At 69.5% G+C, this 26,459-nt stretch carries 22 protein-coding genes; 5 read left to right on the top strand and 17 right to left on the bottom strand.

Going from position 1 to position 26,459, the window contains the following annotated elements; genetic code table 11:
• Nucleotides 1-21: 21 nt before the first annotated feature.
• The gene (locus tag ASF34_RS18580; RefSeq protein WP_018043298.1) at nt 22-372 is read right to left on the bottom strand and encodes a hypothetical protein; all 351 of its coding nucleotides are present in this window, start codon (nt 370-372) and stop codon (nt 22-24) included.
• Nucleotides 373-517: 145 nt separating this feature from the next.
• Here ASF34_RS18580 and ASF34_RS18575 point away from each other — a divergent pair, with 145 nt between their 5' ends.
• Nucleotides 518-3,391: an EAL domain-containing protein gene (locus ASF34_RS18575; protein WP_056163346.1), complete on the top strand. Its 2,874-nt coding sequence runs from the start codon at nt 518-520 to the stop codon at nt 3,389-3,391.
• Nucleotides 3,392-4,875: 1,484 nt separating this feature from the next.
• Here ASF34_RS18575 and pufC read toward each other — a convergent pair.
• The 12 genes from pufC to ASF34_RS18515 form a co-directional block, all read right to left on the bottom strand.
• A complete protein-coding gene (gene pufC, locus ASF34_RS18570; protein ID WP_056163343.1) occupies nt 4,876-5,970 on the bottom strand; it encodes a photosynthetic reaction center cytochrome PufC in 1,095 nt (364 codons plus the stop codon).
• Nucleotides 5,967-6,944: a photosynthetic reaction center subunit M gene (gene pufM, locus ASF34_RS18565; protein WP_018043295.1), complete on the bottom strand. Its 978-nt coding sequence runs from the start codon at nt 6,942-6,944 to the stop codon at nt 5,967-5,969. The genes pufC and pufM overlap by 4 nt, the downstream gene beginning before the upstream one ends.
• A gap of 14 nt (nt 6,945-6,958) precedes the next feature.
• The gene (gene pufL / locus ASF34_RS18560) at nt 6,959-7,783 is read right to left on the bottom strand and encodes a photosynthetic reaction center subunit L (protein WP_018043294.1); all 825 of its coding nucleotides are present in this window, start codon (nt 7,781-7,783) and stop codon (nt 6,959-6,961) included.
• A gap of 271 nt (nt 7,784-8,054) precedes the next feature.
• Nucleotides 8,055-8,243, bottom strand: a complete 189-nt coding sequence (pufA, locus tag ASF34_RS18555) for a light-harvesting antenna LH1, alpha subunit (RefSeq protein WP_018043293.1) — start codon at nt 8,241-8,243, stop codon at nt 8,055-8,057.
• Between the two features lie 14 nt (nt 8,244-8,257).
• Nucleotides 8,258-8,485: a light-harvesting antenna LH1, beta subunit gene (gene pufB, locus ASF34_RS18550; RefSeq protein ID WP_018043292.1), complete on the bottom strand. Its 228-nt coding sequence runs from the start codon at nt 8,483-8,485 to the stop codon at nt 8,258-8,260.
• Nucleotides 8,486-8,655: 170 nt separating this feature from the next.
• Nucleotides 8,656-8,919, bottom strand: a complete 264-nt coding sequence (locus tag ASF34_RS18545; RefSeq protein ID WP_018043291.1) for a hypothetical protein — start codon at nt 8,917-8,919, stop codon at nt 8,656-8,658.
• 113 nt (nt 8,920-9,032) lie between these two features.
• Nucleotides 9,033-10,499, bottom strand: coding sequence for a chlorophyllide a reductase subunit Z (bchZ, locus tag ASF34_RS18540; RefSeq protein ID WP_018043290.1), 1,467 nt, complete (start codon nt 10,497-10,499; stop codon nt 9,033-9,035).
• Nucleotides 10,499-12,076 (bottom strand): chlorophyllide a reductase subunit Y, encoded by a 1,578-nt coding sequence (bchY, locus tag ASF34_RS18535; RefSeq protein ID WP_056163339.1) that lies wholly within the window; start codon nt 12,074-12,076, stop codon nt 10,499-10,501. Before bchY ends, bchZ begins: the two co-directional genes overlap by 1 nt.
• A 5-nt stretch (nt 12,077-12,081) precedes the next feature.
• Complete coding sequence (locus tag ASF34_RS18530; protein ID WP_018043288.1) at nt 12,082-13,068, bottom strand: chlorophyllide a reductase iron protein subunit X; 987 nt, start codon at nt 13,066-13,068, stop codon at nt 12,082-12,084.
• Nucleotides 13,065-14,000: a chlorophyll synthesis pathway protein BchC gene (gene bchC / locus ASF34_RS18525; protein ID WP_056163336.1), complete on the bottom strand. Its 936-nt coding sequence runs from the start codon at nt 13,998-14,000 to the stop codon at nt 13,065-13,067. Before bchC ends, ASF34_RS18530 begins: the two co-directional genes overlap by 4 nt.
• A 100-nt stretch (nt 14,001-14,100) precedes the next feature.
• Complete coding sequence (locus ASF34_RS18520; RefSeq protein ID WP_056163707.1) at nt 14,101-15,189, bottom strand: methyltransferase; 1,089 nt, start codon at nt 15,187-15,189, stop codon at nt 14,101-14,103.
• Between the two features lie 298 nt (nt 15,190-15,487).
• Nucleotides 15,488-16,357 (bottom strand): polyprenyl synthetase family protein, encoded by an 870-nt coding sequence (locus ASF34_RS18515; protein ID WP_056163332.1) that lies wholly within the window; start codon nt 16,355-16,357, stop codon nt 15,488-15,490.
• An 86-nt stretch (nt 16,358-16,443) separates the two neighbouring features.
• Here ASF34_RS18515 and crtD point away from each other — a divergent pair, with 86 nt between their 5' ends.
• The 3 genes from crtD to ASF34_RS18500 all read left to right on the top strand — a co-directional run bounded on the left by crtD (nt 16,444) and on the right by ASF34_RS18500 (nt 21,369).
• Nucleotides 16,444-17,994 carry a 1-hydroxycarotenoid 3,4-desaturase CrtD gene (crtD, locus tag ASF34_RS18510; RefSeq protein WP_056163329.1) on the top strand — a complete coding sequence of 517 codons (1,551 nt, stop codon included), beginning with the start codon at nt 16,444-16,446 and terminating at the stop codon, nt 17,992-17,994.
• Nucleotides 17,952-18,851 (top strand): carotenoid 1,2-hydratase, encoded by a 900-nt coding sequence (locus ASF34_RS18505; RefSeq protein WP_200913328.1) that lies wholly within the window; start codon nt 17,952-17,954, stop codon nt 18,849-18,851. Before crtD ends, ASF34_RS18505 begins: the two co-directional genes overlap by 43 nt.
• 379 nt (nt 18,852-19,230) lie before the next feature.
• Nucleotides 19,231-21,369, top strand: coding sequence for a TonB-dependent receptor (locus ASF34_RS18500; RefSeq protein ID WP_056163326.1), 2,139 nt, complete (start codon nt 19,231-19,233; stop codon nt 21,367-21,369).
• A gap of 529 nt (nt 21,370-21,898) precedes the next feature.
• Here the strand turns inward: ASF34_RS18500 and ASF34_RS18495 are convergent.
• The gene (locus ASF34_RS18495; protein WP_056148884.1) at nt 21,899-22,360 is read right to left on the bottom strand and encodes a winged helix-turn-helix transcriptional regulator; all 462 of its coding nucleotides are present in this window, start codon (nt 22,358-22,360) and stop codon (nt 21,899-21,901) included.
• A gap of 76 nt (nt 22,361-22,436) precedes the next feature.
• On the opposite strand from ASF34_RS18495, the gene ASF34_RS18490 reads away from it, so the two are divergent.
• Entirely contained in the window at nt 22,437-23,315 is an 879-nt protein-coding gene (locus tag ASF34_RS18490; protein ID WP_056163323.1) for an SDR family oxidoreductase, read from the top strand.
• 183 nt (nt 23,316-23,498) lie between these two features.
• On the opposite strand, the gene ASF34_RS23180 is transcribed toward ASF34_RS18490, so the two are convergent.
• Genes ASF34_RS23180 through ASF34_RS18480 form a run of 3 tightly spaced genes read right to left on the bottom strand, consistent with a single transcriptional unit; the run spans nt 23,499 to nt 26,261 of the window.
• Nucleotides 23,499-23,651 carry a hypothetical protein gene (locus tag ASF34_RS23180; protein WP_200913326.1) on the bottom strand — a complete coding sequence of 51 codons (153 nt, stop codon included), beginning with the start codon at nt 23,649-23,651 and terminating at the stop codon, nt 23,499-23,501.
• Nucleotides 23,648-24,751: a phytoene/squalene synthase family protein gene (locus tag ASF34_RS18485; protein ID WP_056163320.1), complete on the bottom strand. Its 1,104-nt coding sequence runs from the start codon at nt 24,749-24,751 to the stop codon at nt 23,648-23,650. Before ASF34_RS18485 ends, ASF34_RS23180 begins: the two co-directional genes overlap by 4 nt.
• On the bottom strand, nt 24,732-26,261 hold the full coding sequence (locus ASF34_RS18480; RefSeq protein WP_056163317.1) for a phytoene desaturase: 1,530 nt from the start codon (nt 26,259-26,261) through the stop codon (nt 24,732-24,734). The genes ASF34_RS18485 and ASF34_RS18480 overlap by 20 nt, the downstream gene beginning before the upstream one ends.
• Nucleotides 26,262-26,459 lie beyond the last annotated feature (198 nt).

Genomic DNA, 26,459 nt, shown 5'->3' with positions numbered 1-26,459 from the left:
GGCATCCGGGACGCGTCGCGGTCAGTTGCCGTCGACGCGGACCGCCAGCTTCATCTTGGGGTGGATGCCGCACAGGACGGCGAAGGTCCCGCTCACGGGGAAGACGATCTCGGCCTTGCCGCCCGGCTCCTGATCGCCGGAATCGTAATGGAACGTCGGCGAGTCGACATAGGCGTGATGCAGGAGATCGCCGTCGTCGTTGACGATCTGGACGGTCTCCCCCTTCTTGATCACCAGGGCGCTCGGCTGGAACGCCCGGCCCTTCTGCGAGACGCGGTAGACCTGTCCGGCCGCCGAGGCATGGAGGGCGAAGGCGGCGACGCCGGTGGCAACGAGGGCGAACGCGAGACCGAGTGAAGTGATGCGTCTCATGCCGTCCGCCGATACGATTTCGTCCTTTTGCATCCTTGCCGGTGCAAGTAAACAGGCTGTTAATTGGCCAAAATTTACAAAGATTTCAAGCCCGACTTAACTATTGCAGGCGAAGAATTTCCGATGGCCGGATGAGACGAACTGGATGAAATCTATCTACGGTTGGAAATCTGCCAAGGCTGGCGAGAGGAACTGGCCGAGGCCCATCACCGCGGTCGCCTCTTTCGCGGGCACCATCCGCGGCCGGATTCTGGTCGCCTTTCTCATCATGAGCGCCATCACGGGCATCCTCGGATTGTCGGCGGCGTCAGGGATTCGCCGGGCCGACGAACTCGTGAGCCGGACTTTCGATCAGTCGCTCATGTCCATCAACTATGCGCGGGCCGCCGCCGCCGATTTCGCCAACATGCGCTCCCTGGAGGCCCGGCGGCGGATGAGCGCCGACCCTGGCGCGAAGGCGCAGCTCGAAGGCAGGCTCGACAGCCTTCGCCATGTCTTCGCGGAGGATCTCGCCGTGGCGGTCGAGCGCGCCCAGTCGAGCCGTGCGACCCAGGCGGCCCAAGCCGTGGAGCGGGCGGTGAAGGATTGGGACGCCGCCCGCTCCGTCCTCGCCGGCCGCGACACCCGGGATCCCGATTGGGACGCGGTCGACCGGCATGCCGGCGCCGTCGAGGAGCATCTCGACCTCTTCATCAACCACACCGCCGGCGACGGTTTCATCTACCGGCAGCAGGCCCGGGCCATCGTCGCCCGCGAGACCCAGATCAACCTCTTCGGCACCCTGCTGGCGCTGCTGATGTCCGCCTCCGTCGCCTTCCTGCTGGCCCGGCGCATCATGCGGCCGGTGGCGGACGCCTCCATGGTCGCCTCGCGGATCGCGGCCGGGGACCTCAGCGTGACGATCCCGTCCGGCAGCGCGGACGAACTCGGCGCCCTCCTCGCCTCCATGGGCGTCATGCGCGACAACATCCGCCGGGCGATGGAGCAGGAGGTCGCCCAGCGCATCTCGGCGGAGGCCCATCTCGCCGACGCCCTCGAGACCTCCCTCGAAGGCATCGTCGTGGTCGACGAATCCGGCCGGATCGCGCTCATCAACGGGCAGGCGGAGGATTTCCTCGGGTTCGGTCACGAGCCGCTGCCGCGGGACACGTCGATGGCCCGCGTCGCGTTCGAGGGCAACGCGCTCGCCCGCACCCTGCTCTCCGAGGACGACGACTGGACGGCGCCGCGCGAGACCCAGCTCTTCGACGGGCGCTGGCTCCGGATCAGCCGCAGCCGCACGCGCTCCGGCGGCTTCATCGCGGTCTGCAGCGACATCACCCTGCTCAAGGTCCAGGAAGCCCATCTCCAATCGACCAATCTTCGCCTCGACACCGCCCTCGACAACATGTCCCAGGGCCTGTGCCTGTTCGACGCCGAGGGGCACCTCACCGTGGTCAACCGGCGCTATTGCGAGCTGTTCGACCTCTCGCCGGACGACCTGCCCCTCGGCACGCCCTACGAGGACGTGGCCTCGCTCTATCTGGCCTCGGCCGAGGAGGGCACGGTCTTCGAGATCGAGGGCCGGCAGATCTCGGCCGCCGGTTCGGGCTTCCGCCAGATGGGCAACGGACGGGTCCTCGCCGTCACGCACAAGCCCGTGGCCGGGGGCGGCATGGTCTCCACCTACGAGGACGTGACCGACCGGCGCCAGGCCGATGCCCGCATCGCCTACATGGCGCGCCACGACGTCCTCACCGGCCTGCCCAACCGGGCCATGTTCGGCGAGCGGATCGAGGAGGCCCTGGCCCATCTCGGGCGCGGCGGCATGTTCGCCGTGCTCTGCCTCGATCTCGACCGGTTCAAGGAGGTCAACGACACCCTCGGCCACCCGGTGGGAGACGAGCTCCTGAAAGCGGTGGGCAACCGCCTGACCGCCTGCCTGCGCGAGGTCGACACCGTGGCCCGGCTCGGCGGCGACGAATTCGCCATCATCCTGGCGGGCGTGACCTATCCGGAAGAGGCCACCATCCTGGCGCGGCGGATCGTTGACGTGGTCAGCAACACCTACGAGCTCGACGGCCAGCAGGTCGCGGTCGGCGTCAGCATCGGCATCTGCCTCGCCCCCGGCGACGGCACCAGCTGCGACAAGCTCCTCAAGAACGCCGACGTCGCCCTCTACCGCGCCAAGGCCGACGGGCGCGGCACCTGGCGCTTCTTCGAGGTGGAGATGGACATCCGGCTCCAGGCCCGCCGCGCCCTCGAACTCGACCTGCGCGAGGCGGTGGCCCAGGGCGCGTTCGAGATGTTCTACCAGCCGATCTACGATTTCCGCGGCCGCCGCGTCGGCGGGTTCGAGGCGCTGATGCGGTGGCGCCATCCCGAGCGCGGGCTCGTCTCGCCCGCCGAGTTCATCACGGTCGCCGAGGAGATCGGCCTGATCGTGCCGCTCGGCGACTGGGCCCTGCGCACGGCCTGCAGCGAGGCCATGCGCTGGCCCGACGGCATCCGGGTCGCGGTCAACGTCTCGGTGGCCCAGTTCCGGGACGGCATCGTCATCCAGTCCGTCAAGGACGCGCTGAGCGTGAGCCGCCTCCCCCCCGCGCGCCTGGAGCTCGAAATCACGGAATCGGTCCTGCTCAGGGACAACGCCGCCACCCTCGCCACCCTGCACGCCCTGCGCCGCCTCGGCGTCCGGATCGCCATGGACGATTTCGGCACGGGCTACTCGTCGCTGAGCTACCTGCGCAGCTTCCCCTTCGACAAGATCAAGATCGACCAGTCCTTCGTCCGCGACATCACCGCGGCCGACGAATCCGCCTTCATCGTCCGCGCCGTCATCGGCCTCGGCCTCAGCCTGCACATGCGCACCACCGGCGAGGGGATCGAGAACGAGATCCAGTTCGAGCGCCTGCGCCAGGAAGGCTGCGACGAGGGCCAGGGCTACTATATCGGCCGCCCCGATGACGCCGGGAGCATCCCCGATGTGCTGGACCGCTGGTCCGGACGGCGCGGAGCCACCAAGCACGCCGTGGCGTGAAGGGTTGGTCGGCGACCACGCCTACGCCTCTCCCCGCCGGGCGGGGAGAGGACGTCGTCCTCCCCTTGCCGGGAGGCGACGTGAGCCCGTCAGGGCGAGGGTGAGGGGGGCTCTCCGGGTGTGGCTCCACCGGCCGCGCCCCCTCACCCCCGGCTGCCGCCTCGCCGCGCCGACGACGGGGTCGTCGCGGCCCTCTCCCCGCGCGCGGGGAGAGGGGAATGCGCGCAGGCCTTCGGGGCCGAGAGCCGGAGGACACTTTCCTATTCGAAAAAGGCTGGTCCCCCTCTCCCCGCCGGGCGGGGAGAGGACGTCGTCCTCCCCTTGCCGGGAGGCGACGTGAGCCCGNGCCGAGAGCCGGAGGACACTTTCCTATTCGAAAAAGGCTGGTCCCCCTCTCCCCGCCGGGCGGGGAGAGGACGTCGTCCTCCCCTTGCCGGGAGGCGACGTGAGCCCGTCAGGGCGAGGGTGAGGGGGGCTCTCCGGGTATGGCTCCTCCGGCCGAGCCCCCTCACCCCCGGCTGCCGCCTCGCCGCGCCGACGACGGGGTCGTCGCGGCCCTCTCCCCGCGTGCGGGGAGAGGGAGTGCGCGCCTGCCTTTCGGAACAGAACCCGTAGGGCATAGTCTTCNGGGGGCTCTCCGGGTATGGCTCCTCCGGCCGAGCCCCCTCACCCCCGGCTGCCGCCTCGCCGCGCCGACGACGGGGTCGTCGCGGCCCTCTCCCCGCGCGCGGGGAGAGGGAATGCGCGCAGGCCTTCGGTGCCGAGAGCCGGAGGACACTTTCCTATTCGAAAAAGGCTGGTCCCCCTCTCCCCGCCGGGCGGGGAGAGGACGTCGTCCTCCCCTTGCCGGGAGGCGANCGCGGGGAGAGGGGAATGCGCGCAGGCCTTCGGTGCCGAGAGCCGGAGGACACTTTCCTATTCGAAAAAGGCTGGTCCCCCTCTCCCCGCCGGGCGGGGAGAGGACGTCGTCCTCCCCTTGCCGGGAGGCGACGTGAGCCCGACAGGGCGAGGGTGAGGGGGGGCTCTCCGGGTGTGGCTCCACCGGCCGCGCCCCCTCACCCCCGGCTGCCGCCTCGCCTCGCCGCGCCGACGACGGGGTCGTCGCGGCCCTCTCCCCGCGCGCGGGGAGAGGGGAATGCGCGCAGGCCTTCGGTGCCGAGAGCCGGAGCACACTTTCCTATTCGAAAAAGGCTGGTCCCCCTCTCCCCGCCGGGCGGGGAGAGGACGTCGTCCTCCCCTTGCCGGGAGGCGACGTGAGCCCGACAGGGCGAGGGTGAGGGGGGNCCCCGCCGGGCGGGGAGAGGACGTCGTCCTCCCCTTGCCGGGAGGCGACGTGAGCCCGACAGGGCGAGGGTGAGGGGGGCTCTCCGGGTATGGCTCCTCCGGCCGAGCCCCCTCACCCCCGGCTGCCGCCTCGCCGCGCCGACGACGGGGTCGTCGCGGCCCTCTCCCCGCGTGCGGGGAGAGGGAATGCGCACCGATTTCTATTGCGGCGCGGGGGTCGGCGCCGGGTCCGCGGGTACGGGATCCGCCGCGCTCGCCGTCTCGGTGGATTTGGCCAGTTCCGGATAGGCCTCGATCATCGATGCGCCGTTGAGGGGCTTGCTCTGGCCGTTGTGGCAGGTGGTGCAATTCACCTTCGGCACGTCGCCCAGCACGCCGAGGCGGGCGGTGGGGAAGGTGGAGGTCAGCGGCTCGAGGAAATTGCCGTTGATGTCCCGCACCATGCGGATGCCGTGCCAGGCGGTGGTGCGCTGGGGCGTGCTCTGCGACCAGTTCGAGATCGCCCGGGTGTTGTGGCAGAAGGTGCAGTTGACCCCGAGACCCTCCGACATGTGGATCATCAGGCCGTAGGTCTTCTCCGCATCCTGGATCGGCTTGCCCTTGGTGGTGGGAAGCGCCGTGGTGGCGTTCACCCGGATGGCGTTGTTGTCGATGGTCTTGTCGGCGAGGTATTCGGTCAGGGTGTCGTAGGGCAGCGAGGCGAGGCCCACCGAGGCCTTGGCCAGGTTCTGCCCGTTGTTCCGGGCGGTGAAGCCGCCGGGCCGGTTCGGGCCGGGATCGGTGAACCAGACATGGGCCGGCACCGGCTGGCCGCGATGGCAGGTGAAGCAGGTGACGCCCGTGGCGCCCACATGCTTGTCCTTCCAGCTCTCGTTGATGTGCTGGGTCATCTGCAGCATCCGGCGGGCGACCTTCTTCTGGTAGAGGCTGTCGTCGGCCATGTTCTCGGTGTTGTGACAGTAGGTGCAGCCCTGTTCGGGGCTGACCCATTCGGTCATCGAGACCATCAGGCGGTTGAACTCGTTGACGCTGACGTTCTTGAGGACCTGGACGTTCTCGTAGGTGGCGCCGGCGAGTTCCTCGCCGGGCTCGGCCGGGTCGGCCGGCGCCGGCGCGACATTGGCCGCCTTCGTCTCGGCCGCCCCGGCGCGGGTATGGATCTGGTCCATCGCCGTGCCGCGAAAGCCGCTCTGATGGACCGCCAGGGGCGGCCGGTCCCAGTCGGTCAGGCCGAACATCGCGATGGTGAGGAAGAAGGCGATCGAGGCGCCGAGAACTGTGACGAACGTCTTCATGGGACCGCCCCCGGCATGCTCAAGGGATCGACGACCGGCGCATAGACCTGCGGATAGGACGGGGCGACGCCGTGCTTGACCGCCCAGAGGTACCAATTGTCGACCACCGTGCCGGTGAGCAGGATGCCGATGCCGCCGGTGAGGGTGGTCAGCACCGCGAACCACCAGGCCCAGCGGTGGATCGATTCCATCGTGGCGTTGAAGCCCATGGTCCAGCGCCAGAACAGGGCGGCGCGTTCGGTGGCGGTGCCGCGATCGACGATCTGGTCGATCTCGCGCTCACCGCCGAAGCGGCTCACCGCCAGGATGGTGGCGCCATGCATCGCGAAGAGCAGCGTCGACCCGTAGAGGAAGACGATCGAGAGCATGTGGAACGGGTTGTAGAAGAGATTGCCGTAGCGGAGCGAGAAGGCGGCGGTCCAGTCGAGATGCGGGAAGATGCCGAAGGGCACCGCCTCGCTCCACGACCCCATCAGGACCGGCCGGATGAAGCCGAGGACCAGGAACAGCCAGATGGCGGAGGCGAAGGCCCAGGGCACATGGGTGCCGAGGCCGAGCGCCCGGGCGCGGCGATAGAGCCGGACCCACCACAGCAGGATCGAGGCGGTGAGGAAGAAGCCGGCGATCAGCCACCACCCGCCCTCCTGCAGCGGCGGCAGGATCTTGAGCCCGTATTGCGGTCGCGGCGGCTCCAGAGCGAGCCAGGGCAACTGGCGCACGAACTGGACCGGGTCCCAGTTCACGCTCGCCCACATGTTGAGGCCGACGATCTCGAAGGCGATGAGGAAGCACACGCCCGAGAGGGCGCCGAGATAGCCGATGTAGATCGGACCCACCTGGGCGTTGCCGAACAGGCCGAACAGGTAGCTGTGGAACGGCGTGCCCCAGCGCCGGTCGACATCGACGGGAACGCCGAGTTCCGGAATGGTGGAGCGGACTTGGACCTCGGTGAAGATGTTCTGATAGTAGGCCATGGTCGTGCCCCCCTCTAGCGCCAGACCGGGAGATTGAGCCACCAGCCCCACCATTCCGGCCAGCCACGGGTCCAGAACGGGCCACTGATGATGATGCAGACGGCGCTCCAGAAGCCCGCCGAGAGGGCGAGGAACAGGCCGAGCCGGTGGATGCCCAGCGTGCCGATCGAGTAGCCGATCGTGTCGCGGAAGAAGGTGTCCTCGTGCTCGGGCGTCTTCACCACCTGGCCCTTGCCGGGATTGGTGGCCGAGAGGATCAGGGCGCCGTGCAGGGACAGGGCGAAGGTGGTCGTGAAGAAGAACGACACCGCCAGCATGTGCGCCGGATTGTAGTGGAAGTGCAGGTACTGGTAGCCGGTGTTCGAGACCCAATCGAGATGGGAGAGGATGCCGTAGGGAAAGCCGTGGCCCCAGGCGCCCATCAGGAACGGCCGGATCACCACCAGCGAGACATAGGCGAAGATCGCCACCGCGAAGGCGAAGGGCACGTGGTAGCCGATGCCGAGCTTGCGGCAGATCTCGACCTCGCGCAGGGCCCAGGAGACGAACGACCCGATGGCGCAGAAGGTGATGATCTGCCAGAGGCCGCCCTCCTTGAGGGGGGCGAGCGCCAGCCCGTATTTGAGGTCGGGCGGCGCGATGTTGATCTGCCAGATGTTCCAGGTCGGCCCGAGTGCGGCGCCGTAGATGATCAGCGCGGTGCCGAGCACCGAGAAGAACAGCGTCGTGACGCCGAAGAACCCGACATAAAACGGCCCGACCCAGAAATCGAACAGGTCTCCGCCGAGGAGCGTGCCGCCGCGGACGCGGTATTTTCGTTCGAAACTCAGCATCGCCATCGCGAATACCTCCCGGCTTCACAGGTCACGATTCTTGATGGATGCGCGCATCCGCCCTTATCGGCAGAGCGCGTCCCTCTCCCCCTTGTGGGGAGGGGCTAGGGGTGGGGGTGGCGCCGCCAGCCTCCGCAGCAGGAGGGTCGCCCGACCACCCCCACCTCCAACTCCTCCCCGCACCCATCTCGGGCTTGCCCGATATGGGCACCGGAGATGCGGGTCTCGGGCGAGCCCGAGACCCGGAGGGGGAGGAGAGTGATCCGCATCCCGCCGGTCAGGCGGGCATCGTCGGCAGGACCAGCGTCTGCGCATTGGCGGCGCGCGGGGCCTTGGGGCCTTCCAGCCAGTTGAACCGGTCGGTGCTGAGCAAGATGAAGTGGATCAGCAGCGCCAGAATGAACAGGAAGGTGAAGAGCGCCACCAGCGTGCGGCGCGGATCGAAGAGAAGCCAGACCTTGTGCATGGGTGCGTTCCTCCTCAGGAGATCATCGAGACGAGGCCGTGCGCGGCGCTCGTGACGGTGTCGAGGGCGGCGTAGCCCTTCGGGCCGGGCAGCCACGGGCGCCACATCCAGACGAGGATATGCGCGACCACGGCGATGGCCGTGAAGATGATGAAGCTCGTCAGGAAGATCGCGTGGAACTCCTTGGCTTCGGGTTCGGTCAGCCCGGACAGGCTGCTCGCTTTTTCGATTCCACTGGACATGATGTGAGCCTCCGCTTTCGTCTGGCCGTGCGTGCTCCACGCGCGGCGGGTGAGGTCGCGGGGGCCGGCAGCGGCGCTCGCGACGGTCGTTCCCCCCTCGTCGGACGGGAGGTCGTTCGGGTTCCGGATCGGGCGGGCATCGGCCCGGGGCGATCCGGCCCCGGAAAGCGTCAGCCCATGAAGACGAAGGGGATCGCCGACACGGCCATGGCCTTGGCCTCGCCGAAGACCGAGCGCCGGGCGATGAGCCCGTGGCCCGCCGGAGCCCGTGCCGGGACGAGGCGCTGGAGCGCCGCCGCCGCGAGGAAGAACGGGTAGGTCGCCACCAGGAGGAGGCGGAACTGCAGCTCGTGCCGCTGCAGGCGCGACGGGGCGGGACGCGACAGAGCCTGGCGGGAGGGCATGGTCCGGGGGAACATGGTCATCGACTGCATGGCGGAGATCTCCTGTCCGCGATCCGCGGCGGTCGGCCTCGCGAGGAGGCCGGTTCTCGACGGAAACGGCGCCGCGCCGCTCCAGCCGGAAAGAGGGTGTGGGGCGGGGGCGCTCATGCCGCCGCTCCGAGGGTCAGGTCCGCATGGGCGCGCTCGACCTCGGCCGGGGAGACCCGCTCCTGTCCGGCATTCCGGGTCGCCCGTTCGGCGGCGTCGCGCAGGCGCTTGGCCACCGAGATCCGCACCAGCACCGGATGGGCCTCGACGAGGTCGTCGAGGAGGGTGCGGGCGGCCTCGTCCCAGGGCAGTTCGCGATGGATCCGCGCCGGCGTCGCCTCGACCCGGTCCATGTCGCGGGCCAGGGGCAGGATGTGGAAGAGCATGTCGAACAGGGCGTTGCAGACCTCCTGGATGAGGTAGGTCGCGCCCGAGAAGCCCATGAACGGCGTCCCGGTATGGCGGCGGATGATGGCGCCGGGGAAGGAGGCCGGCACGAACACCGCCCGCGATCCGCATTCGGCCGCGTACATGCGCTCGTTGAACGAGCCGAACAGGACGAGGGGCGGGTTGGCCTTGATCGCCTCGCGCACCGCCGCGTTGTCGGTCTTGGCGCCGGGCCGGCGCGAGATCGCGAAGGTGCAGGGCAGGCCCATCTCGTCTTCGAGGAAGCGGCGGACGCCCCGCGCATAGGTGTCGGAGGCGACGATGCCGAAGCTCGCCGTGCCGAAGAAGTCCTGGGTCACCGAGCGCCACAGATCCCAGACCGGCTTGATCGTGGTGTGCCGCTCGCGCTCGATGAAGGGCTCCGGATCGAGGCCGAGGATCTCGCCGAGCTTGCGCAGGAACTTGGTGGTGGCGTGAAGCCCGATCGGCGCCTGCAGGTAGGGCCGCTCCAGGGCTTCGCAGAGCAGGCGGCCGAACTCGCGGTAGAGGCAGATATTGGCGTCCGCGTTCACGAGTTTCGGCACGTCGGCGAGATGCGAGCCGAGCGGAAAGGCGAGGTTCACCTCGGCCCCGATCCCCTCCACGAGGCGGCGGATCTCGGCCAGATCCGAGGGCATGTTGAAGGTGCCGTAGGCCGGGCCGATGATGTTGACGCGGGGGCGCTCGCCCTCCTTGCGGGGAGGCCGTGCCGGGATGCCCTTCTTGGCGAATTTGCGCGCGCCGTATTCCTGCCAGAGCCAGGACATCGCCCGGTCGGCGGTCTGCCACTGGTCCTCGTCGATGGTGCGCGGCAGGAAGCGCTGGAGGTTGGTGCCCTCCGGGGTCACGCCGCCGCCGATCATCTCGGCGATGGAGCCGGTGACGACCACGCTCGGCATGCCCGGATCGAGGGTGGCGTGCGCCCGCTTCATCGCGGCCTCGGTGCCGTGGCGGCCGAGCTCTTCCTCGGCCAGCCCGGTGACCACGATGGGCAGTTCGTGCGGCGGCAGCGCGTCGGTGTAGTGGAGCACCGAGGTGACCGGTAGGTTTTCGCAGCCGACGGGACCGTCGATGACGACCTGCAATCCCTTGATGGCGGTGAAGACGTAGACGGCGCCCCAGTAGCCGCCGGCCCGGTCGTGATCGAGGACGAGCATCAGGCCATCTCCCCGATCGGGTTGTGGGAGGGTTTTCCGCGCGTCGCCGAGGCGACGTTCTGGCGGACCTTCGGCACCTCTTCCCAGATGCCGGCGGCATGTCCCTCGCCGACCCCGTCGAAGAAGTCCCGCATGGCGTCGAACCGGTGGCGGTTGCCGAGCGCCGTGTTGATGACCTTGGCCAGCGACCCGGCGCCGGCGACGCCCATGAGCGGGCGGGCCGAGATCAGGTTGGTGAAGTAGAGGGCGGGGATCGCCCGCTCCTTGGCCGCCTGCACCACCGGCGTGGTGCCGATGGCGAGGTCCGGGCGGAACTCGCGCATGGCGGAGAGGTCGTCCTCCAGCGAGGCGCGAAAGCGCACCATGACGCCGCGTGATTCCAGCCAGTCGCGGTCGGCCTCCGAATAGGGCGTGCGCGGGCAGGCGGTGCCGACATAGGCCAGATCCGCCCCGCTCTCGACGAGGAGCCGGCCCACCAGCAGTTCCGAGCCCTCGTAGCCCGAGAGCGTGATCCGGCCCTTGATCGGCGTGGCGGCGAGCGCCCCCCGGATCATCGGGAGGAGCCGGTTCTTGGCGGCCTCCACAATGGCGCGGGGCACGGCGCAGGCCTCGCCGATCCGGTCGAGCCAGTCGGCGGTGCCGTCATGGCCCACGGGGGCGGAGCCGACGATGGGGCGGCCGGCGAGTTCGAATTCGCGGATCGAGGCGGTGTAGAACGGGTGGATCGCCGCCACCGCCGCGCAGTCGAGGGCCGCGTAGAGTTCGCGCCATTCGCGGGTCGGCACCACCGGGCCGGCGCTGAGGCCCAGCGGCTCCAGCAGGCCGCCGATCACCACCGGGTCGGCCGGGAACATCTCGCCGAGCAGCGTCACGCTGGGGCGCTCGGAGCGGCCGAGACGCGGGGCCTGGACCGGACCCTGCTCGGCCTCGGAGCGGGCGAATTTCAGCATGGCCCCGGCGAGCACGTCCTTGGCTTCCGCATGGGTCGGCACGCCGAAGCCGGGCACGTCGATGCCGATGATGCGGACCCCGTCGATCTCCTTCGGCAGGAGGCGCAGCGGCACGCCGGAGGCGGTGGGGACGCAGAGGTTGATGACGACGACCGCGTCGTAATCGGCGGGCTTGGCCACGTCGAACACCGCCTCGCGGATGTCCTCGAACAGCTTGCCGGTGACCAGGGTCTCGGAATTGAAGGGGACGTAGCCGACGCTGCGCTTGGCCCCGTAGAAATGCGAGGTGAAGGTGAGGCCGTAGACGCAGCAGGCCGAGCCCGACAGGATCGTCGCCGTGCGGCGCATGCGCAGGCCGACGCGCAAGGAGCCGAAGGCCGGGCACATGCTCTGGGGCTGGTCGTGCGGCCCTTGGGGGTAGTCTTGTCTGAGCTGCTCCAGCGTCTCCGACATCCCGGCGGCTTCGGCGGCCGCCCGCATCGCGTCCTTGCCGGAATGGCAGCCGAGCCCGTCGGTCTCGGTGGCGGCGAGATTGACCGCCTCCGCGGGCAATGCGGCGGGAGCCAGGGTCGAGGCGGGGCGCTCCTTGCGGGCGCGCAGATCGGCGATGTCGAGGGAGACGGCCATGCGCGTCAGACCTCGTCGTAGACGACTTCGAGGGACGGCTTCACGACCAGGGCCGTGCCGCACATATCCTCGAAGGTGGCGGGGACCAGGGTGACGCCCCGGCCGACGGCCTCGCCCTTGAACAGGCCGAGGAGGCCGTCCTGGGAGAGCGGTGTCGGATGGTTGGCCGCCGCGTCGTGGACGTTCTGGGCCAGATCCGCGAAGAGCGAGCCCCATTGGCTCTCGGGCCTGCCGATGATCTCGTAATTCGCGCTCTTCTTGCGGATGTCGTCGTCGGCCGGGATCGAGGCCAGGACCGGGATGCCCACGGCGGCGGCGAAGGCCTGGGCCTCGCCGGTTCCGTCGTCCTTGTTGATGACGAGGCCGCCGACACCGACATTGCCGCCGAGCTTGCGGAAGTATTCCACCGCCGAGCAGACGTTGTTGGCCACATACAACGATTGAAGATCGTTCGAGCCGACGACGATGACCTTCTGGCACATGTCGCGGGCGATCGGCAGGCCGAAGCCGCCGCAGACCACGTCGCCGAGGAAGTCGAGCAGGACGTAGTCGAAGCCCCATTCGTGGAAGCCGAGTTTCTCGAGCAGTTCGAAACCGTGGATGATGCCGCGTCCGCCGCAGCCGCGCCCGACTTCCGGTCCGCCGAGCTCCATGGCGTAGACGCCGTCGCGCTTGAAGCAGACATCGCCGATGGCGACCTGCTCGCCGGCGAGCTTCTTCTTGGTGGAGGTCTCGATGATGGTCGGGCAGGCGCGGCCGCCGAACAGGAGCGAGGTGGTGTCGCTCTTCGGGTCGCAGCCGATGAGCAGGACCTTCTTGCCCTGCTGGGCCATCATGTAGCTGAGATTGGCCAGGGTGAACGACTTGCCGATGCCGCCCTTGCCGTAGATCGCGATGATCTGCGTCTCCTTGGTGGCGGAGACGGGGGCCGCATCCGGCTCGATGGCGGCTTCGGCGCGCAGGAGTGCGGCTCCGTTCAGCTGCATGTTCATGAAGCGGCTCTCCAATCGAGGATCATCTTCAGGCATTCGGGCTCGCCGAACGCCGTGCGATAGGCGGACGGCGCGTGCGCCGCCGGTTCACGATGGGTGATCAGGCCGTCGAGGGAGAGACGCCCCCCCTCGATCAGGGTGAGAACCGCGGCGAGATCGTCCGGCCGCCACTGGGCGGCGACGCGGATGCGGGCCTCGCGCAGGAAGGCGGGCGGGAAGGCGAAGGAGAGCGGCGCCTCGTAGAAACCGGCGAGCACGATCTCGCCGCCGGGCCTGAGCCGCCCGATCAGCGTGTCGAGGATCGCGGCGTCGCCGCTGACATCGGTGATGGCGCCGTAATCGCGGGTCTCGTCCGCATCCGGATGCAGGACCTCGTAGCCATGCGCGCCCGTGGCCCGCACCGGGTTCGTCTCCCACACCACAGGCTCGCCGCCGGCGATCCGTGTCAGGCGGGCGAGAAGCCGCCCGAGGACCCCGTGGCCGACGATGAGCGAGCGGCCCTCCGGGCGGGCGTGGAGAGCGTGGTAGGCGGTGGCCGCCAGGGCGATCAGGATGCCGTGTTCGCGCAAATCCGCATCGATGGGAACGAGGCGGGCGCCTTCGCTCACCAGGCGGGAGGCCGCGCCGCCGAACAGGCCGCGCACCGGGCCGAAGCAGCGGGCGCCGGGGACGAAGACCCGCTGCCCGACCGCGAGGCCGGAGGCGGGGCCGGCTTCCACCACCTCTCCCACCGATTCGTAGCCGGGGACCAGCGGATAGCCCATGCCCGGGAAGGGCGGCATCCGGCCCGTCCAGAGCAGGCGCTCGGTGCCGGTGCTGATGCCGCTCCACAGGGTCTCCACCACCGCGTCGGCCGGGCCCGGAGCATCGAGGGCGAGTTCGGCGAGCGACAGGTGTTCGGGGCGTTCGAAGAGGACGGCCAGCGCGTGCATCGTGTTCGACCCTCCCCTGTCTCGTGCCTCGACCCGATGGCGACGGGTGCGGCGCTTGTTCGATGTGTCATCCTAGATTGACACTTTTATTCGTCAAGCCTTACTTGCGCTGCAGCGTGTCAATTCGTCTGGACACCAGCAGGCGGGTCAGGAGCGGGCGCCGCGTCGGGATCTCGCGGCAGTCGCGGAAACCGGCCTCCTGGAGGAGCGCGGTCAGCTCGGCGGGGCGGCGGCAGCGGCCGCTTCCCATCGCCAGCAGGTAGAAGCCGAAATAAGCGTCGGTGACCGGCTCGGCCCCCGCCGTCCCGGCCATCGGCTCGGCGATCAGGAGCGTGCCGCCATCACCGAGCGCGTCGTAGGCGGCGCGCAGGAGCAGGCGGACGGTGTCGTCGTCATGGTCGTGGACGACCCGGACGAGGGAGATGACGTCGGCACCCGTCGGCAGGGGCGCGGTGCGAAAACTGCCGCCATGGGCTTCGGCGCGGTGGGACAGGCCCTCGGCCGCGAAACGCTCCGTGGCGCGGGCGGCCACCGCCGGCAGGTCGAACAGCCGGACGGCGAGACCGGGCGTCGCCCGCATGGCCGCGCGCAGGAAAGCCCCCTCGCCGCCCCCCACATCCATCAGCAGGCGGTGCCGGTGCATGGGATAGGCGTCGAGGATGTCCTCGGCGATGAGGGATTGGGAGGCGGCCATGAGGGCCGAGTACTCCGCCACCGCCTCGGCCGGGATCGCCGCGTCGCCGGCCGCTCCGGCATAGGGCCAATAGGCGGCGAGCCGGCTCGTGCCCCCCTCCCCGCGCAGGAGCGCCACCGGGTCGCGCAGATCCTCGTAGAGGAGCGCATGGTGCTCGATCATGGCGGCGATGGAGGGGTTGCCGATCAGCGCCGCGCCGAGATCGGCCAGGGCGAAGCGCCCGTCGGGCAGGCGCCGCAGCAGGTCGAGCGAGGCGGCGGCGTCCAGCAGGCGCAACGCCCGCTCCGGCCTCAGGCGGGTCCGCTCGGCCAGGGCCTCGAGCCCGAGCGGGCCGGGGGCGAGGATGGCGAACAGGTCGAGCCTGATGCAGGCGAACAGGGTCTGCGAATAGACGAAGCCGGCGCAGAGATCGAACAGCGCGCGGGTGTTGCGCCGCGCGATCCCCCGCGTCAGCGGAAACGCGGCGGCCCAGCGCTGGAAGGCCGGGTTGGCGATGGTGCGGTTGCGGAAGGCGAGCCAGCGCTCTTGCCCGGTCGCGCGCTGTCCCCCTCCCCCCTCTGCGGGGGAGGGTGGTCGCGGAGCGACCGGGAGAGGGGGCGACCTCTCCGGAGACGGTGCTCCCCTCTCCCGACCCTCGCTGACGCGAGGGCCACCCTCCCCCGCACCAAGTCGGGCCTGCCCGACTTGGTCAGCCAAAGACGGATCTCGGGCAAGCCCGAGGTCCGTGGGGGGAGGGTTCGCGGCTGGCCTTACACGCGATGCGTTATCAGTTAGCGACACGGGTCTGCCCCGCTCACGCCAATTCCCGCGCCAGGCTCGCCGGCAGGAACAGGCGCGTCTGCGCCTCGATCTCGGCGCGGAGTTGATCGGCGCCGGGGCAGGCGGGGATCACCTCCACGGCTTCGCGCACGAGGCGCTTGAGCCGCGCGAGCGCGCCGGCCATGCCGAGCAGGGCGGCGGCGTTGGGCCGGCCCAGCGTGGCGTCGCGGCCCACCGGCTTGCCGATCTCTTCCTGGCGGCAGGCAACATCCCGCAGGTCGTCGGCGACCTGATAGGCCTCGCCGAGGCATTCCCCCAGCAGCCGCCACGGCAGCGCCTGCGCGCCCGCCGCCGCCGCGCCGGTGACCGTGGCCGCCGCGAACAGCGCGCCGGTCTTGGCCTGCTGGTACTCGGTGAGCCCCACATGCCGTTCCGATTCCCAGGCCTGCCCGGCGGCGATACCATTGGGCGAACCGGCCGCACGGGCGACGAGGCCGACGAGGGCGGCGAGCCGGGCCGGCGAGCGCGCAGCACCCCGCGCCAGGGTCTCGAAGGCCGAGACGATGAGCGCATCCCCGGTCAGCACCGCCAGGGGCTCGCCGAACGCGGCATGGACCGAGGGCTTCTGCCGCCGCATCGGCGCATCGTCGAAACAGGGCAGGTCGTCATGGACCAGGGAGGCGCAGTGGATGAGTTCGATCGCCGCCGCCGCCGCGTCGGAGGCCGCCGGATCGTCGTCGCCGCAGGCCCTCGCCACCGAGAGGCAGAGCCGGGGCCGGATGCGGTGGCCACCGGGAAAGACCGCGTAGCGGATGGCCTCGGCCAGGAGCGGCGGCGCGCCGGGCGCCTCCGCATGGGCGACGGCAGCGTCGAGAGCCTGCTCGATCCGGCGGTTGGCATCCATGGCGCCACTCCCTGGTGTCTTTTCGTATTGCCATTGCAAAGTGTCAGATAATATTGACACTCGTCAAGGCAGAAACGGGTGACACAGTGGCGGCAAAGCGGGTTGCGGTGATCGGAGCGGGGATCGGCGGGCTGGTGGCGGCCCTGCGCCTCGCCCATGCGGGGCTCGACGTCACCGTGCTCGAACGCGCGGCCGCGCCCGGCGGCAAGATGCGCAGCGTCGCGGCGGACGGGGCGCGGGTGGAGGCCGGCCCCACCGTCTTCACCATGCGCTGGGTCTTCGAGGAGATCTTTTCGGAATGCGGCGCCGACCTGTCGGACCGCGTGGAGCTCCGCCCGGCCTCCATCCTCGCCCGCCATGCCTGGGGGGCGGGGGAGCGCCTCGACCTGTTCGCCGATCCCGAAGCCTCGGCGGCGGCGATCCGCGCCTTCGCCGGCCCCCGCGAGGAGGACGGCTATCGCCGTTTCCGCGCCCGCGCGGCGGAGGTCTACGGCACGCTGGAAGGGCCGTTCATCCGGGGCGAGCGGCCGAGCCCGGTCGATCTCGGCCGCCGCGTCGGCCTGTCGGGCCTCGGCGGTCTGCTGCGCATCCAGCCCTTCACCACCCTGTGGGGGGCGCTCGGCGAATATTTCCGCGATCCTCGCCTGCGCCAATTGTTCGGGCGCTACGCCACCTATTGCGGCTCCTCGCCCTTCGAGGCCCCGGCGACGCTGATGCTGGTGGCGCATGTGGAGAGCCAGGGCGTCTGGCACGTGGAGGGCGGCCTCAGCCGCCTTGCCGCCATCATCGCCGATCTCGCCGAGGAGCGTGGCGCCCGCATCCGCTATCGCGCCGAGGTGGCCGCCATTGCGGTGGAGAACGGGCGCGGCATCGTCGGTGTCGACCTCGCCGATGGCGAGCGGATCGCGGCCGATCTCGTGGTGGCCAATGCCGATGCGGCGGCCCTCGGCGCGGGCCTGTTCGGATCGCGCGCGGCGCGGGCCGTGGAGGCTGTGCCGTCGAACGCCCGCTCCCTCTCGGCGGTGACGCTCTGCGCGAAGGCCAAAACTTCCGGCTTCCCGCTGGTGCGGCACAATGTGTTCTTCTCGGGCGATTACGCGAACGAATTCGCGGAGATCCGCGCCGGCCGGCTGCCGTCCGACCCCACGGTCTATGTCTGCGCGCAGGACCGCGCCGACGACGATTCGGCCCTCGACCGACCCGAGCGCCTGCTCTGCCTCGTCAACGCCCCGGCTCTCGGCCGGGAGCGCCCCCTCGCCCCCACGGAGATCGCCACATGCGAGACCAATCTGCGTCGCAAGCTGACGGAATGCGGGCTGACGATCGAGGCGACGCCCGGGACGGTGACCACCGATCCGGCGGGGTTCGAGCGGCTGTTTCCGGCGACGGGGGGCGCCCTCTACGGCCGGGCCTCGCACGGCTGGATGGCCTCGTTCAAGCGTCCGGGCGCCAGGACGGCGCTGCCGGGGCTGTATCTGGCGGGGGGCAGCGTCCATCCGGGGCCGGGGGTGCCGATGGCGGCGCAATCGGGGCGGATCGCGGCGGACAGCCTGCTGGCCGATCTCGCCGCGAAGGGCCGCGCTTCGACACGCCGGTGGCCCGGGACGGTTACGTCTGGTGGTATGTCGACGCCCTGAGCGAGGACGGCCGCCAGGGGCTCACGATCATCGCCTTCATCGGCAGCGTGTTCTCGCCCTATTACGCCCTGGACCTCAGCCGCGACCCGTTCGACCACTGCACCATGAACGTCGTGCTCTACGGGGAGCGCGCCAACCGCTTCTGCATGACCGAGCGCGGCCGGGATTCCCTCAGGCGGGACGCGTCGCAGATCCGGATCGGCCCGAGCGGTCTTGCCTGGGACGGCACCACCCTCACCATCACCCTCGACGAGGTGACGGCGCCGATCCCCTCGCGGGTGCGCGGCACGATCCGCCTGCGCCCCAACGGCTTCACGCGGGACACCTTCACCCTCGACGCGGAGGGCCGGCACCGCTGGTGGCCGATGGCGCCCTCCTCCCCCGTGGAGGTGACCCTCGACGCCCCGAGCCTGTCCTGGCGCGGCACCGCCTATTTCGACACCAACCACGGCGACACCGCTTTGGGCCGGGATTTCAGCGATTGGACCTGGTGCCGGGCCGACCTCAAGGACGGATCGGCGATCCTCTACGACGTGCACCGCCGCGACGGCAGCCTCCAGAACCTCTCCCTGCGCTTTGCCGCCGACGGCACCCGCCGCGACATCCGCCCGCCGCTCCCCGCCGCTCTGCCGCCGACGCGGTTCTGGCGCATGCCCCGCACCACGCGGAGCGACGACGGGACGTCCAGCATCGTCCGCACCTTCGAGGACACGCCGTTCTACGCCCGCTCGCTCCTCGCCTCGATCCTCGACGGCGAGCCCGTGCGCCCGGTCCACGAGAGCCTGTCCCTCGACCGATTCCGCAACCCGCTGGTGCAGTTCATGCTGCCGTTCCGGATGCCGCGTCGGGTGGGGTGATGAGGGAGGCGGCCCTCCTGCGTCGGGTTGGCCTCGAACATTGTCCCCATCGGAGAGGTCTCTCAGGCGACGGCCACCCCGCCATCCGCCATTCGGGTCACCGGCCGGACTGTGTCATTCGGGCAACACGCGCCTTGCTATGATACATGTCTGGAATGTTTCCAGGATTAAAATCGGAAACAATTTTTCCAAATGTTAAGAGAGCATTGGCTGCTTGTTTCGATTCATTCTTAGAATCAATAAAAAATAAAGACCAGGAAAGGTTAGTTCGCCCGCTTGCTATTCCGTCGACCGGTCATGAAGGGACTGTGCATGCCCATAATCTGAATTGAGGGCATAAAATCAGTACAACACGAACCCTCGATCGGGCGACACGACAATGAACACCGGAGCAGCATCGCGGTTCCTTGCAACCCTCCTGTGTAGCACGGTGCTGGCCCCGGCCGCGCGGTCGCAACCGGCCGTCCCCGCAGGTGACACCGCGGTGACCCTCGACCAGCTCAGCGTCGAGGGCCTGCGCGGCAACACGGTGGGCTACCTGAGCCGTTCCAGCCGCAGCGCGACCAAGACCGACACGCCGCTCATCGACACGCCGCAATCCGTGACGGTGATCTCGCAGCAGCAGATCCGCGATCAGGGCATGCAGTCCATCGGGGAGGCCGTCCGCTACGTTCCGGGCGTCATCCCGCACCAGGGTGAGGGCAACCGCGACGACGTCGTCATCCGCGGGCAGCGCTCCAACGCCGATTTCTACGTCAATGGCGTGCGCGACGACGTGCAGTACTTCCGCGACCTTTACAACACGCAGCGCATCGAGGTGCTGAAGGGTCCGAACGCCCTCGTGTTCGGCCGTGGCGGCGGTGGCGGCGTCATCAATCGCGTCCTGAAGGAGGCCGACGGCGTTCCGGTCCGCGAGATCGTGGCCCAGGGTGGTCAGTTCGGCAACAAGCGCGTCGCGGTCGATGTGGGCGACCGGGTCAACGAGAACGTCTTCTTCCGCCTGAACGGCATGGTCGAGGATACAGGCACTTACCGCGACTTCGTCGACGTCCGGCGCTACGGCGTCAACCCGACCATGACCTTCCTCCTGAGCCCGGTCACGACGCTCAAGCTGTCCTACGAGTATTTCCACGACGAGCGGAACACGGATCGCGGTATTCCCTCCCAATTCGGGCGCCCATACCGCTACAAGCAGAACGTGTCGACGTATTTCGGCAATCCGGACCTGAGCTACGCCCACATCGACGCCAATATCGCCACCGCGACCCTCGACCACCTATTCGAATCCAGCGTGGCGCTCCACAGCACCCTGCGCTTCGCCGATTATCAGAAGTTCTATCAAAATGTGTTTCCGGGCGGCTCGGTCAATGCCGCGGGCACGGCCGTCAACATCACGGCGTACAACAACGCGACGCCGCGGACGAACTACTTCAGCCAGAACGACTTCACCTACAAGTTCGAAACAGCGGGCTTGCGGCATACGCTGCTGGCCGGGTTCGAACTCGGTTATCAGGAGGGCCGCGCCTTCCGCGAGGAGGGGTTCTTCGCCAACGGGACGCAGACCCTCGTGGTCAACCCGCTCAGCCCCGTCACCCGCGCACCGGTCAGCTTCCGCAACACCACCGGCAACAACACGCGCTACGACCTCGGGCTGGCGGCGGTCTACGCCCAGGACCAGATCGAGATCGGACCGCACCTGCAGTTCATCGGCGGCCTGCGCTACGACCATTTCGACTTCACGTCGAACAACCTGAACGCGCGGGCTCCGGTCCCGGTGCAGACCAACCGCATCGACGACCTGCTATCGCCGCGCGCCGGCGTGGTGGTGAAGCCCTTCGAAAATCTCGCCATCTACGGCAGCTACAGCGTCTCCTACCTGCCCTCGGCGGGGGACCAATTCGGCTCCCTGTCCCCGGGCCTCGCCATCGCGCAGCCCGAGCGGTTCGAAAACGCCGAATTCGGCGTCAAGTACGATGTCTCCCCCGTGCTCCAGCTCACGGGCGCCTTGTACAACCTGGACCGCTACAACCAGCGCATCGCCGATCCGAACCGGCCCGGCTTCTTCCTCACGTCAGGGCAGACGAACACGAAGGGCGCGGAGATCGGCGCCAACGGCTTCGTTACGGATTGGTGGCAGGTCGCGGGCGGCTACGCCTTCACCGATGCCCGCATCGTCAGCAACGTCTCGAGCACCATCGTGTCGGGCAACACCGTCGGCCTGGTGCCCTTCAACGCCTTCACGCTCTGGAACAAGTTCGAGGTCTCGCCGGAATTCTCCTTCGGCATCGGCTACATCCAGACCGGGCACGCCTTCGCCTCGTCGGACAACAGCGTGCGGCTTCCGGGCATCACGCGGTTCGACCTCGGCCTGTTCTACCGGGTGAACGAGTTCTGGCGGGCGCAGATCAACATCGAGAACCTGTTCGACCGGCACTACATCGCCACCGCCGACGGCAACAATAACATCAGCCCCGGCGCGCCGCGCCTGATCCGGGCGCAGATCATCGCGCGGTTCTGAGCGGACATAGCGTCGTCGACCGATGTCGTCGACGCTATGCGCTCGCAGGTCCGCTTGTAACGTGCGATTCCGCCGTATCCGGTAAGGTCCCCGGTGCGGTGGCAGGCGAGAGACCCTCGTTCCCGAAGGCCCTGAGTTCGTATGAGAGCTCGGGTCTTCGCCGGCCGTTCCGTCGCATCCGAACAATCGCTTGGGCCGCGCTTCGCGAAGCCCATTTGGCGAGGATGAACGGTATCGTCGTCGGGATCGACGAATTCAAGAATCGGCTGGATGGGATGTTGGGGGGCCCTGCAGCGCGAGCGCGCCGGTCGCTTCGACGTCGCGACAGAGCGTCTCGCCTGCGCCGCCAGCCTCATGGGCGCCAATGCCCTCGATGGGCGCCAATGCCCTCAACAATCCGGGACGAGGATAGGATCTCAAACAGGCTTCGACATAATGACGACCCAGCGTTCCGGGTTCTGGTTGGCCTTCGGGCCGTCGTTCTTGCCATTCTCATGGTGAACCGACCTACCGAAAGACGGGCCGTCGCTCACGGTCCCGCCAGCGAGGCCGGCCCACTCACCCCTTCCCCATCGAACCGCACCCGCGCCGCCTCGATCTCCGCATGGCTCCGTTCCGCCCAGCGGACGAGGGCCGCCAGGGGCTCCATGAGCGTGCCGCCGAGAGCGGTCAGGCGATACTCCACGCTGGGCGGCTTGGTCGGGTAGACCGTGCGGGCGATGTAGCCGTCGCGTTCGAGGTCGCGCAGGGTCTGGGTCAGCATCCGTTTCGAGAGGTCGGGGATCAGCCGGAGGATCGCGCTGAACCGGTGTGGGCCGCCGGCAAGCGCGGTGAGGATCAGGATCGACCATTTGTCGCCGGTCCGGTCCAGCACGTTGCGGACGGGGCAACGGGCGGCCTCGAACGCTTTCGTCCGCCAGCCCGCGAAGGTCTGCGCCAATTCGGCCTGAGCCGGTGCGGGGGCGGTTCCCTCGGCGTCACCTTGTCCCAAAATCCTGCCTCCTTCACAGCCGATGCGGTCTCAACTAGTTCCCTTGTACCGAAAGTGAACCCTGGGTAAGCCCGCCATGTCCGACACCCCTCATCCGACGATCTTCGTCACCGGCGCCTCCGGTCAATTGGGGCGCCTCGTCATCGCGGCTCTGCTGGAGCGTGTGCCGGCCGGCGCCGTCGCCGCCGGTGTGCGATCCCTGGAGAGCGAGGCCGCTCAAGGCCTGCGAGACCGGGGCGTCGTCGTGCGGGTGGCCGATTACGCGCGGCCCGAAACCCTGGCCGAGGCCTTCCGGGGCATCGAGCGCCTGCTGCTGATCTCCTCGAGCGAGGTCGGCCGGCGCGTCGCCCAGCATGGGAACGTCGTCGCGGCGGCGAAGGCGGCCGGGATCGGCCGGCTCGTCTATACCAGCCTCCTGCATGCCGACACCTCGCCGATCAATCTGGCCGGCGAGCATCGCGCCACGGAGGCCGCCATCGCCGCATCAGGCCTGCCGGCGACGATCCTGCGGAACGGCTGGTACACGGAGAACTACACCGCCTCGATCCCCGGCGCGCTCGCCGGCGGCGCGTTCCTCGGCAGCGCCGGTGACGGCCGGATCGCCTCGGCCGCGCGGGCCGACTTCGCCGAGGCCGCCGCCCTCGTGCTCACGGGCGACGGCCATGAGGGGCGGACCTACGAACTGGCGGGCGACGCGGCCTATACCCTGGCCGATCTCGCCGCCGACCTCTCCCGGCAGACGGGCCGCGACATCCCCTACCGGGACCTGCCGCAGTCGGACTATGCGGCGCTGCTCAAGGGCTTCGGCCTGCCGGACATCCTGGCCGAGGGGCTCGCCGCGTGGGATGTGGACGCCGCGCACGGCGCCCTGTTCGACGAGGGCCGCCAGCTCTCGACGCTCATCGGCCGCCCGACGACGCCGCTGTCGGCCAGCATCGCCGCCGCGCTGGTGTGAGGCCGGCCTCGGGCCAGACCATTTCCGAAGGATCGCTACGGTCTCCGGCGGGCGCGGGTCCCCTCTCCTTACAGGAGAGGGAACCTGTCGCGCTTCGTGCCGAACCATTTCGGATAAAGACCGGCCGTCCAGCGGATGAATGAATCAAGTCGCCTTGTGGGGAGGAACTGGATAGGAACGCCCTCACCCGGCGGGATCGTCCGGCGGGCGGCGGGTGGCGGCGTCCCGGTCCTTGGCGATGCTGCGCCGGACGACGATGAGCTGCCAGAGCGCCAGCCCCAGCGCGAGGGCGAAGACGAGGCCGATGTCGAAGGCGGCGAAGAGCCGGTCGCTCACGAGGGGGCGGGCGCGCGGCCGAGCGCCTCACGCTCGCGCAGGGTCTCCACCAGGTCGAGCACCTGCGCCACCTGCGCCGGCACGTTCCACCAGGGCGGAATCCGGGGCGCCATCGACGGAAGCGCGGCCACCGCCTCGATCAGGAACAGGATTTCCGGCAGGGGTGTTTCGCGCAAGGCCGCTCGGTCGTCCGTCGAGACCAGGGCGCGGGCGAGGAGCGTGAGTTTCCGGCGCCCGTCCACGCGGGCGCGGCGGGAGACCGAATCGTAGCCCGCCCGCTCCACCTCGCGGCCGATCTCGGCATAGATCAGCCGCGCCGCGCGGATCGCCGGGCGGCAGGCGGGGGGCAGGCCGGCGATGCCGGATTCCGAGCGCGCGTAGAGAAGCTCCGCCGCCGCCAGCAGGCGCGCCACGACGCCGCCGAGGGCGGGGGTGAAGGCGGGCTGGCGCAGGAACGCATCCGGGTCGATCCCCGCCTCCCGCAGCCAGGCGCGCGGCAGGTAGAGCCGGCCGGCCCGCGCGTCCTCGCCGACATCGCGGGCGATGTTGGTGAATTGCATGGCGATGCCGAGGTCGCAGGCGCGGGCGAGCACGTCGGGGTCGCGCACGCCCATGACCAGGGTCATCATCGCGCCGACCGAGGCGGCCACCCGCGCCGCATAGGCGGTGAGGTCGGCAAGCGTCTCGTAGCGGCGGCCGCCCGCATCCCAGGCGAGGCCCTCGATCAAGGCGGCGGGCAGGGCCTGGGGGATGGCGTGGTCGGCGACGATGTCGGCCAGCGCCCGGTCCGCCGGGGCGTCGCAGGGCTGTCCGTCATAGGCGCGGGCGAGGCGCATCCGCAGCCGCGCCACGGCGGGGCGGCGTCCGCTTTCGGCGACGTCGTCCACCGCGTCGTCGGAGAGGCGGCAGAAGGCGTAGAGCCCGTAGGCCGGCCGGCGGATGGAGGGCGGCAGCAGGGCGGAGGCGGCAAAGAAGCTGCGCGACCCGGTGCGGATCGCCGCCCGGCAGGCGGCGTGGTCGGCCGCCTCCGCATGGGGGATCGCCCAGAGGGGCGGCCGAAGTAAGTCAAGCCGGGAAAGGTTAGGCGAAGACGCGCGCATCCGGCACCACGGTATCGAGAATTCGGGCGGAGGAGAGGACGCCGGGCAGGCCGGCGCCGGGATGGGTGCCGGCCCCCACGAGGTAGAGCCGCGCCACGTCCTCGGAGGCGTTGTGGGGCCGGAACCAGGCCGATTGGGTCAGCACCGGTTCGAGGCCGAAGCCCGAGCCGCGAAAGCTCAGGAAATCGGCCGCGAAATCCCCCGGATGCGTCACCTTGGAGGTGACGATGCTCTCCGACAGGCCCGGCATCACGGTGGCCTCGAGATGCTGCGCGATGGCGCGGCGATAGGGCTCCGCCTCTGCCGTCCAATCCTGGCCGCCGGCGAGGTTGGGCACCGGGGAGAGCACGTAGAACGCGTCGCAGCCCGGCGGCGCCAGCAGCGGATCGGTGGCGGTGGGGCGGTGCAGGTAGAGGCTGAAATCCTTCGACAGAACCTTGCGCCGGAAGATGTCGTCGATGAGCCCGCGATAGCGCGGCCCCATCAGGATGGTGTGGTGGGCGATGTCCGGAAAGGTCCGGTTCGTGCCGAAATACCAGACGAACAGGCCCATGGAGGAATGCGACCGGTCGAGCCGGCGGTCGGTCCAGCGCCGCCGCACCCCGTCGGGCAGGAGGGTGCGGTGGGTGAAGGCGGAATCGGCGTTGGAGACGACGATGTCGGCGGCGATGCGCTCGCCCGAGGCGAGGGCGACGCCGGTGGCGGCCCCGTCCTCCACGAGGATGCGCGAGACCTCAGCGCCGCAGCGGAGCGCCCCGCCCTGCCCCCGGATCAGCCCGGCGAGCCCGTCCACCAGGCGGCCGGTGCCGCCCAGCGCGAAATGCACGCCCCAGCGCCGTTCGAGATGGGCGATGAGACAGTAGATCGCGCTCGCCCGGAACGGGCTGCCGCCGATGAGGAGCGGGTGAAAGCTGAAGATCGTCCGCAGGCGCTCGTCGCGGATGTAACTCGCCACCACGTCGTAGACGCTGCGATGCCCGCCCAGCCGCACCAGATCGGGCATGATCCGCAGCATGTCGGCGACCGACGTGAAGGGCACGTGGCCGAGCCGCTCGAACCCGACCTCGCAGATCGCCCGCGAGCGCTCCATGAAGCGCTCGTAGCCGGCCACGTCCCCGGGCGAGAACCGCGCGACCTCCTTGCGCATGGCGTCGAGATCGCCGCTGTAATCGAAGGTCGCGCCGTCCTCGAAGCGGATGCGGTAGAACGGCAGCATCGGCGCGAGCACGACGTCGTCCTCCATGCGCCGCCCGCACAGGGTCCAGAGTTCCTCGAACAGGAACGGCGCGGTGACGATGGTCGGCCCGGCATCGAAGGTGAAGCCGTCCTGCCGATGCACCCGCGCCCGCCCGCCGGGCTGCTCCAGCCGCTCCAGCACCGTGACCCGGTAGCCCCGCGCCCCGAGCCGGATCGCGGCGGCCAACCCCCCGAAGCCACTGCCGATCACCACCGCATGGGGGCGCTTGGCCGGCCGGGACGAGGAGGTCGGCACATCGCTGAGTGTCAACATAGGGTGACACTATCAGGGGTGAAATTGGGGATGCAAGTGGTGATTCACCGGTGGAGCCTTCAAGCTCGCGATTGGGCGCTCATGGCCCTCCATGGCACCAACCACGATCCAGGCCGCTGGCACGCGCCGGAGCGCTTCGACCCGGACCGGTTCCGCGATGAGGCCATCGATCCGTTCGACCTGATCTCCCTGGCGGCG

The organism is Methylobacterium sp. Leaf106 (genome assembly GCF_001422895.1).
GTDB classification, from domain to species: Bacteria; Pseudomonadota; Alphaproteobacteria; order Rhizobiales; family Beijerinckiaceae; genus Methylobacterium; species Methylobacterium bullatum.
Note: the sequence above shows the minus strand (reverse complement) of the source record. Positions and strands in the feature narration are given on the sequence as shown.

Excerpts from the sequence above, each read along its gene's own strand:
- pufL (WP_018043294.1), bottom strand. The coding sequence starts at position 7,783 with ATGGCGATGCTGAGTTTCGAACGAAAATACCGCGTCCGCGGCGGCACG.
- ASF34_RS18545 (WP_018043291.1), bottom strand. The coding sequence starts at position 8,919 with ATGCAGTCGATGACCATGTTCCCCCGGACCATGCCCTCCCGCCAGGCT.
- pufA (WP_018043293.1), bottom strand. The coding sequence starts at position 8,243 with ATGCACAAGGTCTGGCTTCTCTTCGATCCGCGCCGCACGCTGGTGGCG.
- ASF34_RS18515 (WP_056163332.1), bottom strand. The coding sequence starts at position 16,357 with ATGGATGCCAACCGCCGGATCGAGCAGGCTCTCGACGCTGCCGTCGCC.
- bchZ (WP_018043290.1), bottom strand. The coding sequence starts at position 10,499 with ATGCTCGTCCTCGATCACGACCGGGCCGGCGGCTACTGGGGCGCCGTC.
- bchC (WP_056163336.1), bottom strand. The coding sequence starts at position 14,000 with ATGCACGCGCTGGCCGTCCTCTTCGAACGCCCCGAACACCTGTCGCTC.
- ASF34_RS18480 (WP_056163317.1), bottom strand. The coding sequence starts at position 26,261 with ATGTTGACACTCAGCGATGTGCCGACCTCCTCGTCCCGGCCGGCCAAG.
- ASF34_RS18485 (WP_056163320.1), bottom strand. The coding sequence starts at position 24,751 with ATGCGCGCGTCTTCGCCTAACCTTTCCCGGCTTGACTTACTTCGGCCG.
- ASF34_RS18530 (WP_018043288.1), bottom strand. The coding sequence starts at position 13,068 with ATGAACATGCAGCTGAACGGAGCCGCACTCCTGCGCGCCGAAGCCGCC.
- pufM (WP_018043295.1), bottom strand. The coding sequence starts at position 6,944 with ATGGCCTACTATCAGAACATCTTCACCGAGGTCCAAGTCCGCTCCACC.
- ASF34_RS18490 (WP_056163323.1), top strand. The coding sequence starts at position 22,437 with ATGTCCGACACCCCTCATCCGACGATCTTCGTCACCGGCGCCTCCGGT.
- bchY (WP_056163339.1), bottom strand. The coding sequence starts at position 12,076 with ATGGCCGTCTCCCTCGACATCGCCGATCTGCGCGCCCGCAAGGAGCGC.
- pufB (WP_018043292.1), bottom strand. The coding sequence starts at position 8,485 with ATGTCCAGTGGAATCGAAAAAGCGAGCAGCCTGTCCGGGCTGACCGAA.
- ASF34_RS18575 (WP_056163346.1), top strand. The coding sequence starts at position 518 with ATGAAATCTATCTACGGTTGGAAATCTGCCAAGGCTGGCGAGAGGAAC.
- ASF34_RS18580 (WP_018043298.1), bottom strand. The coding sequence starts at position 372 with ATGAGACGCATCACTTCACTCGGTCTCGCGTTCGCCCTCGTTGCCACC.
- ASF34_RS18500 (WP_056163326.1), top strand. The coding sequence starts at position 19,231 with ATGAACACCGGAGCAGCATCGCGGTTCCTTGCAACCCTCCTGTGTAGC.
- pufC (WP_056163343.1), bottom strand. The coding sequence starts at position 5,970 with ATGAAGACGTTCGTCACAGTTCTCGGCGCCTCGATCGCCTTCTTCCTC.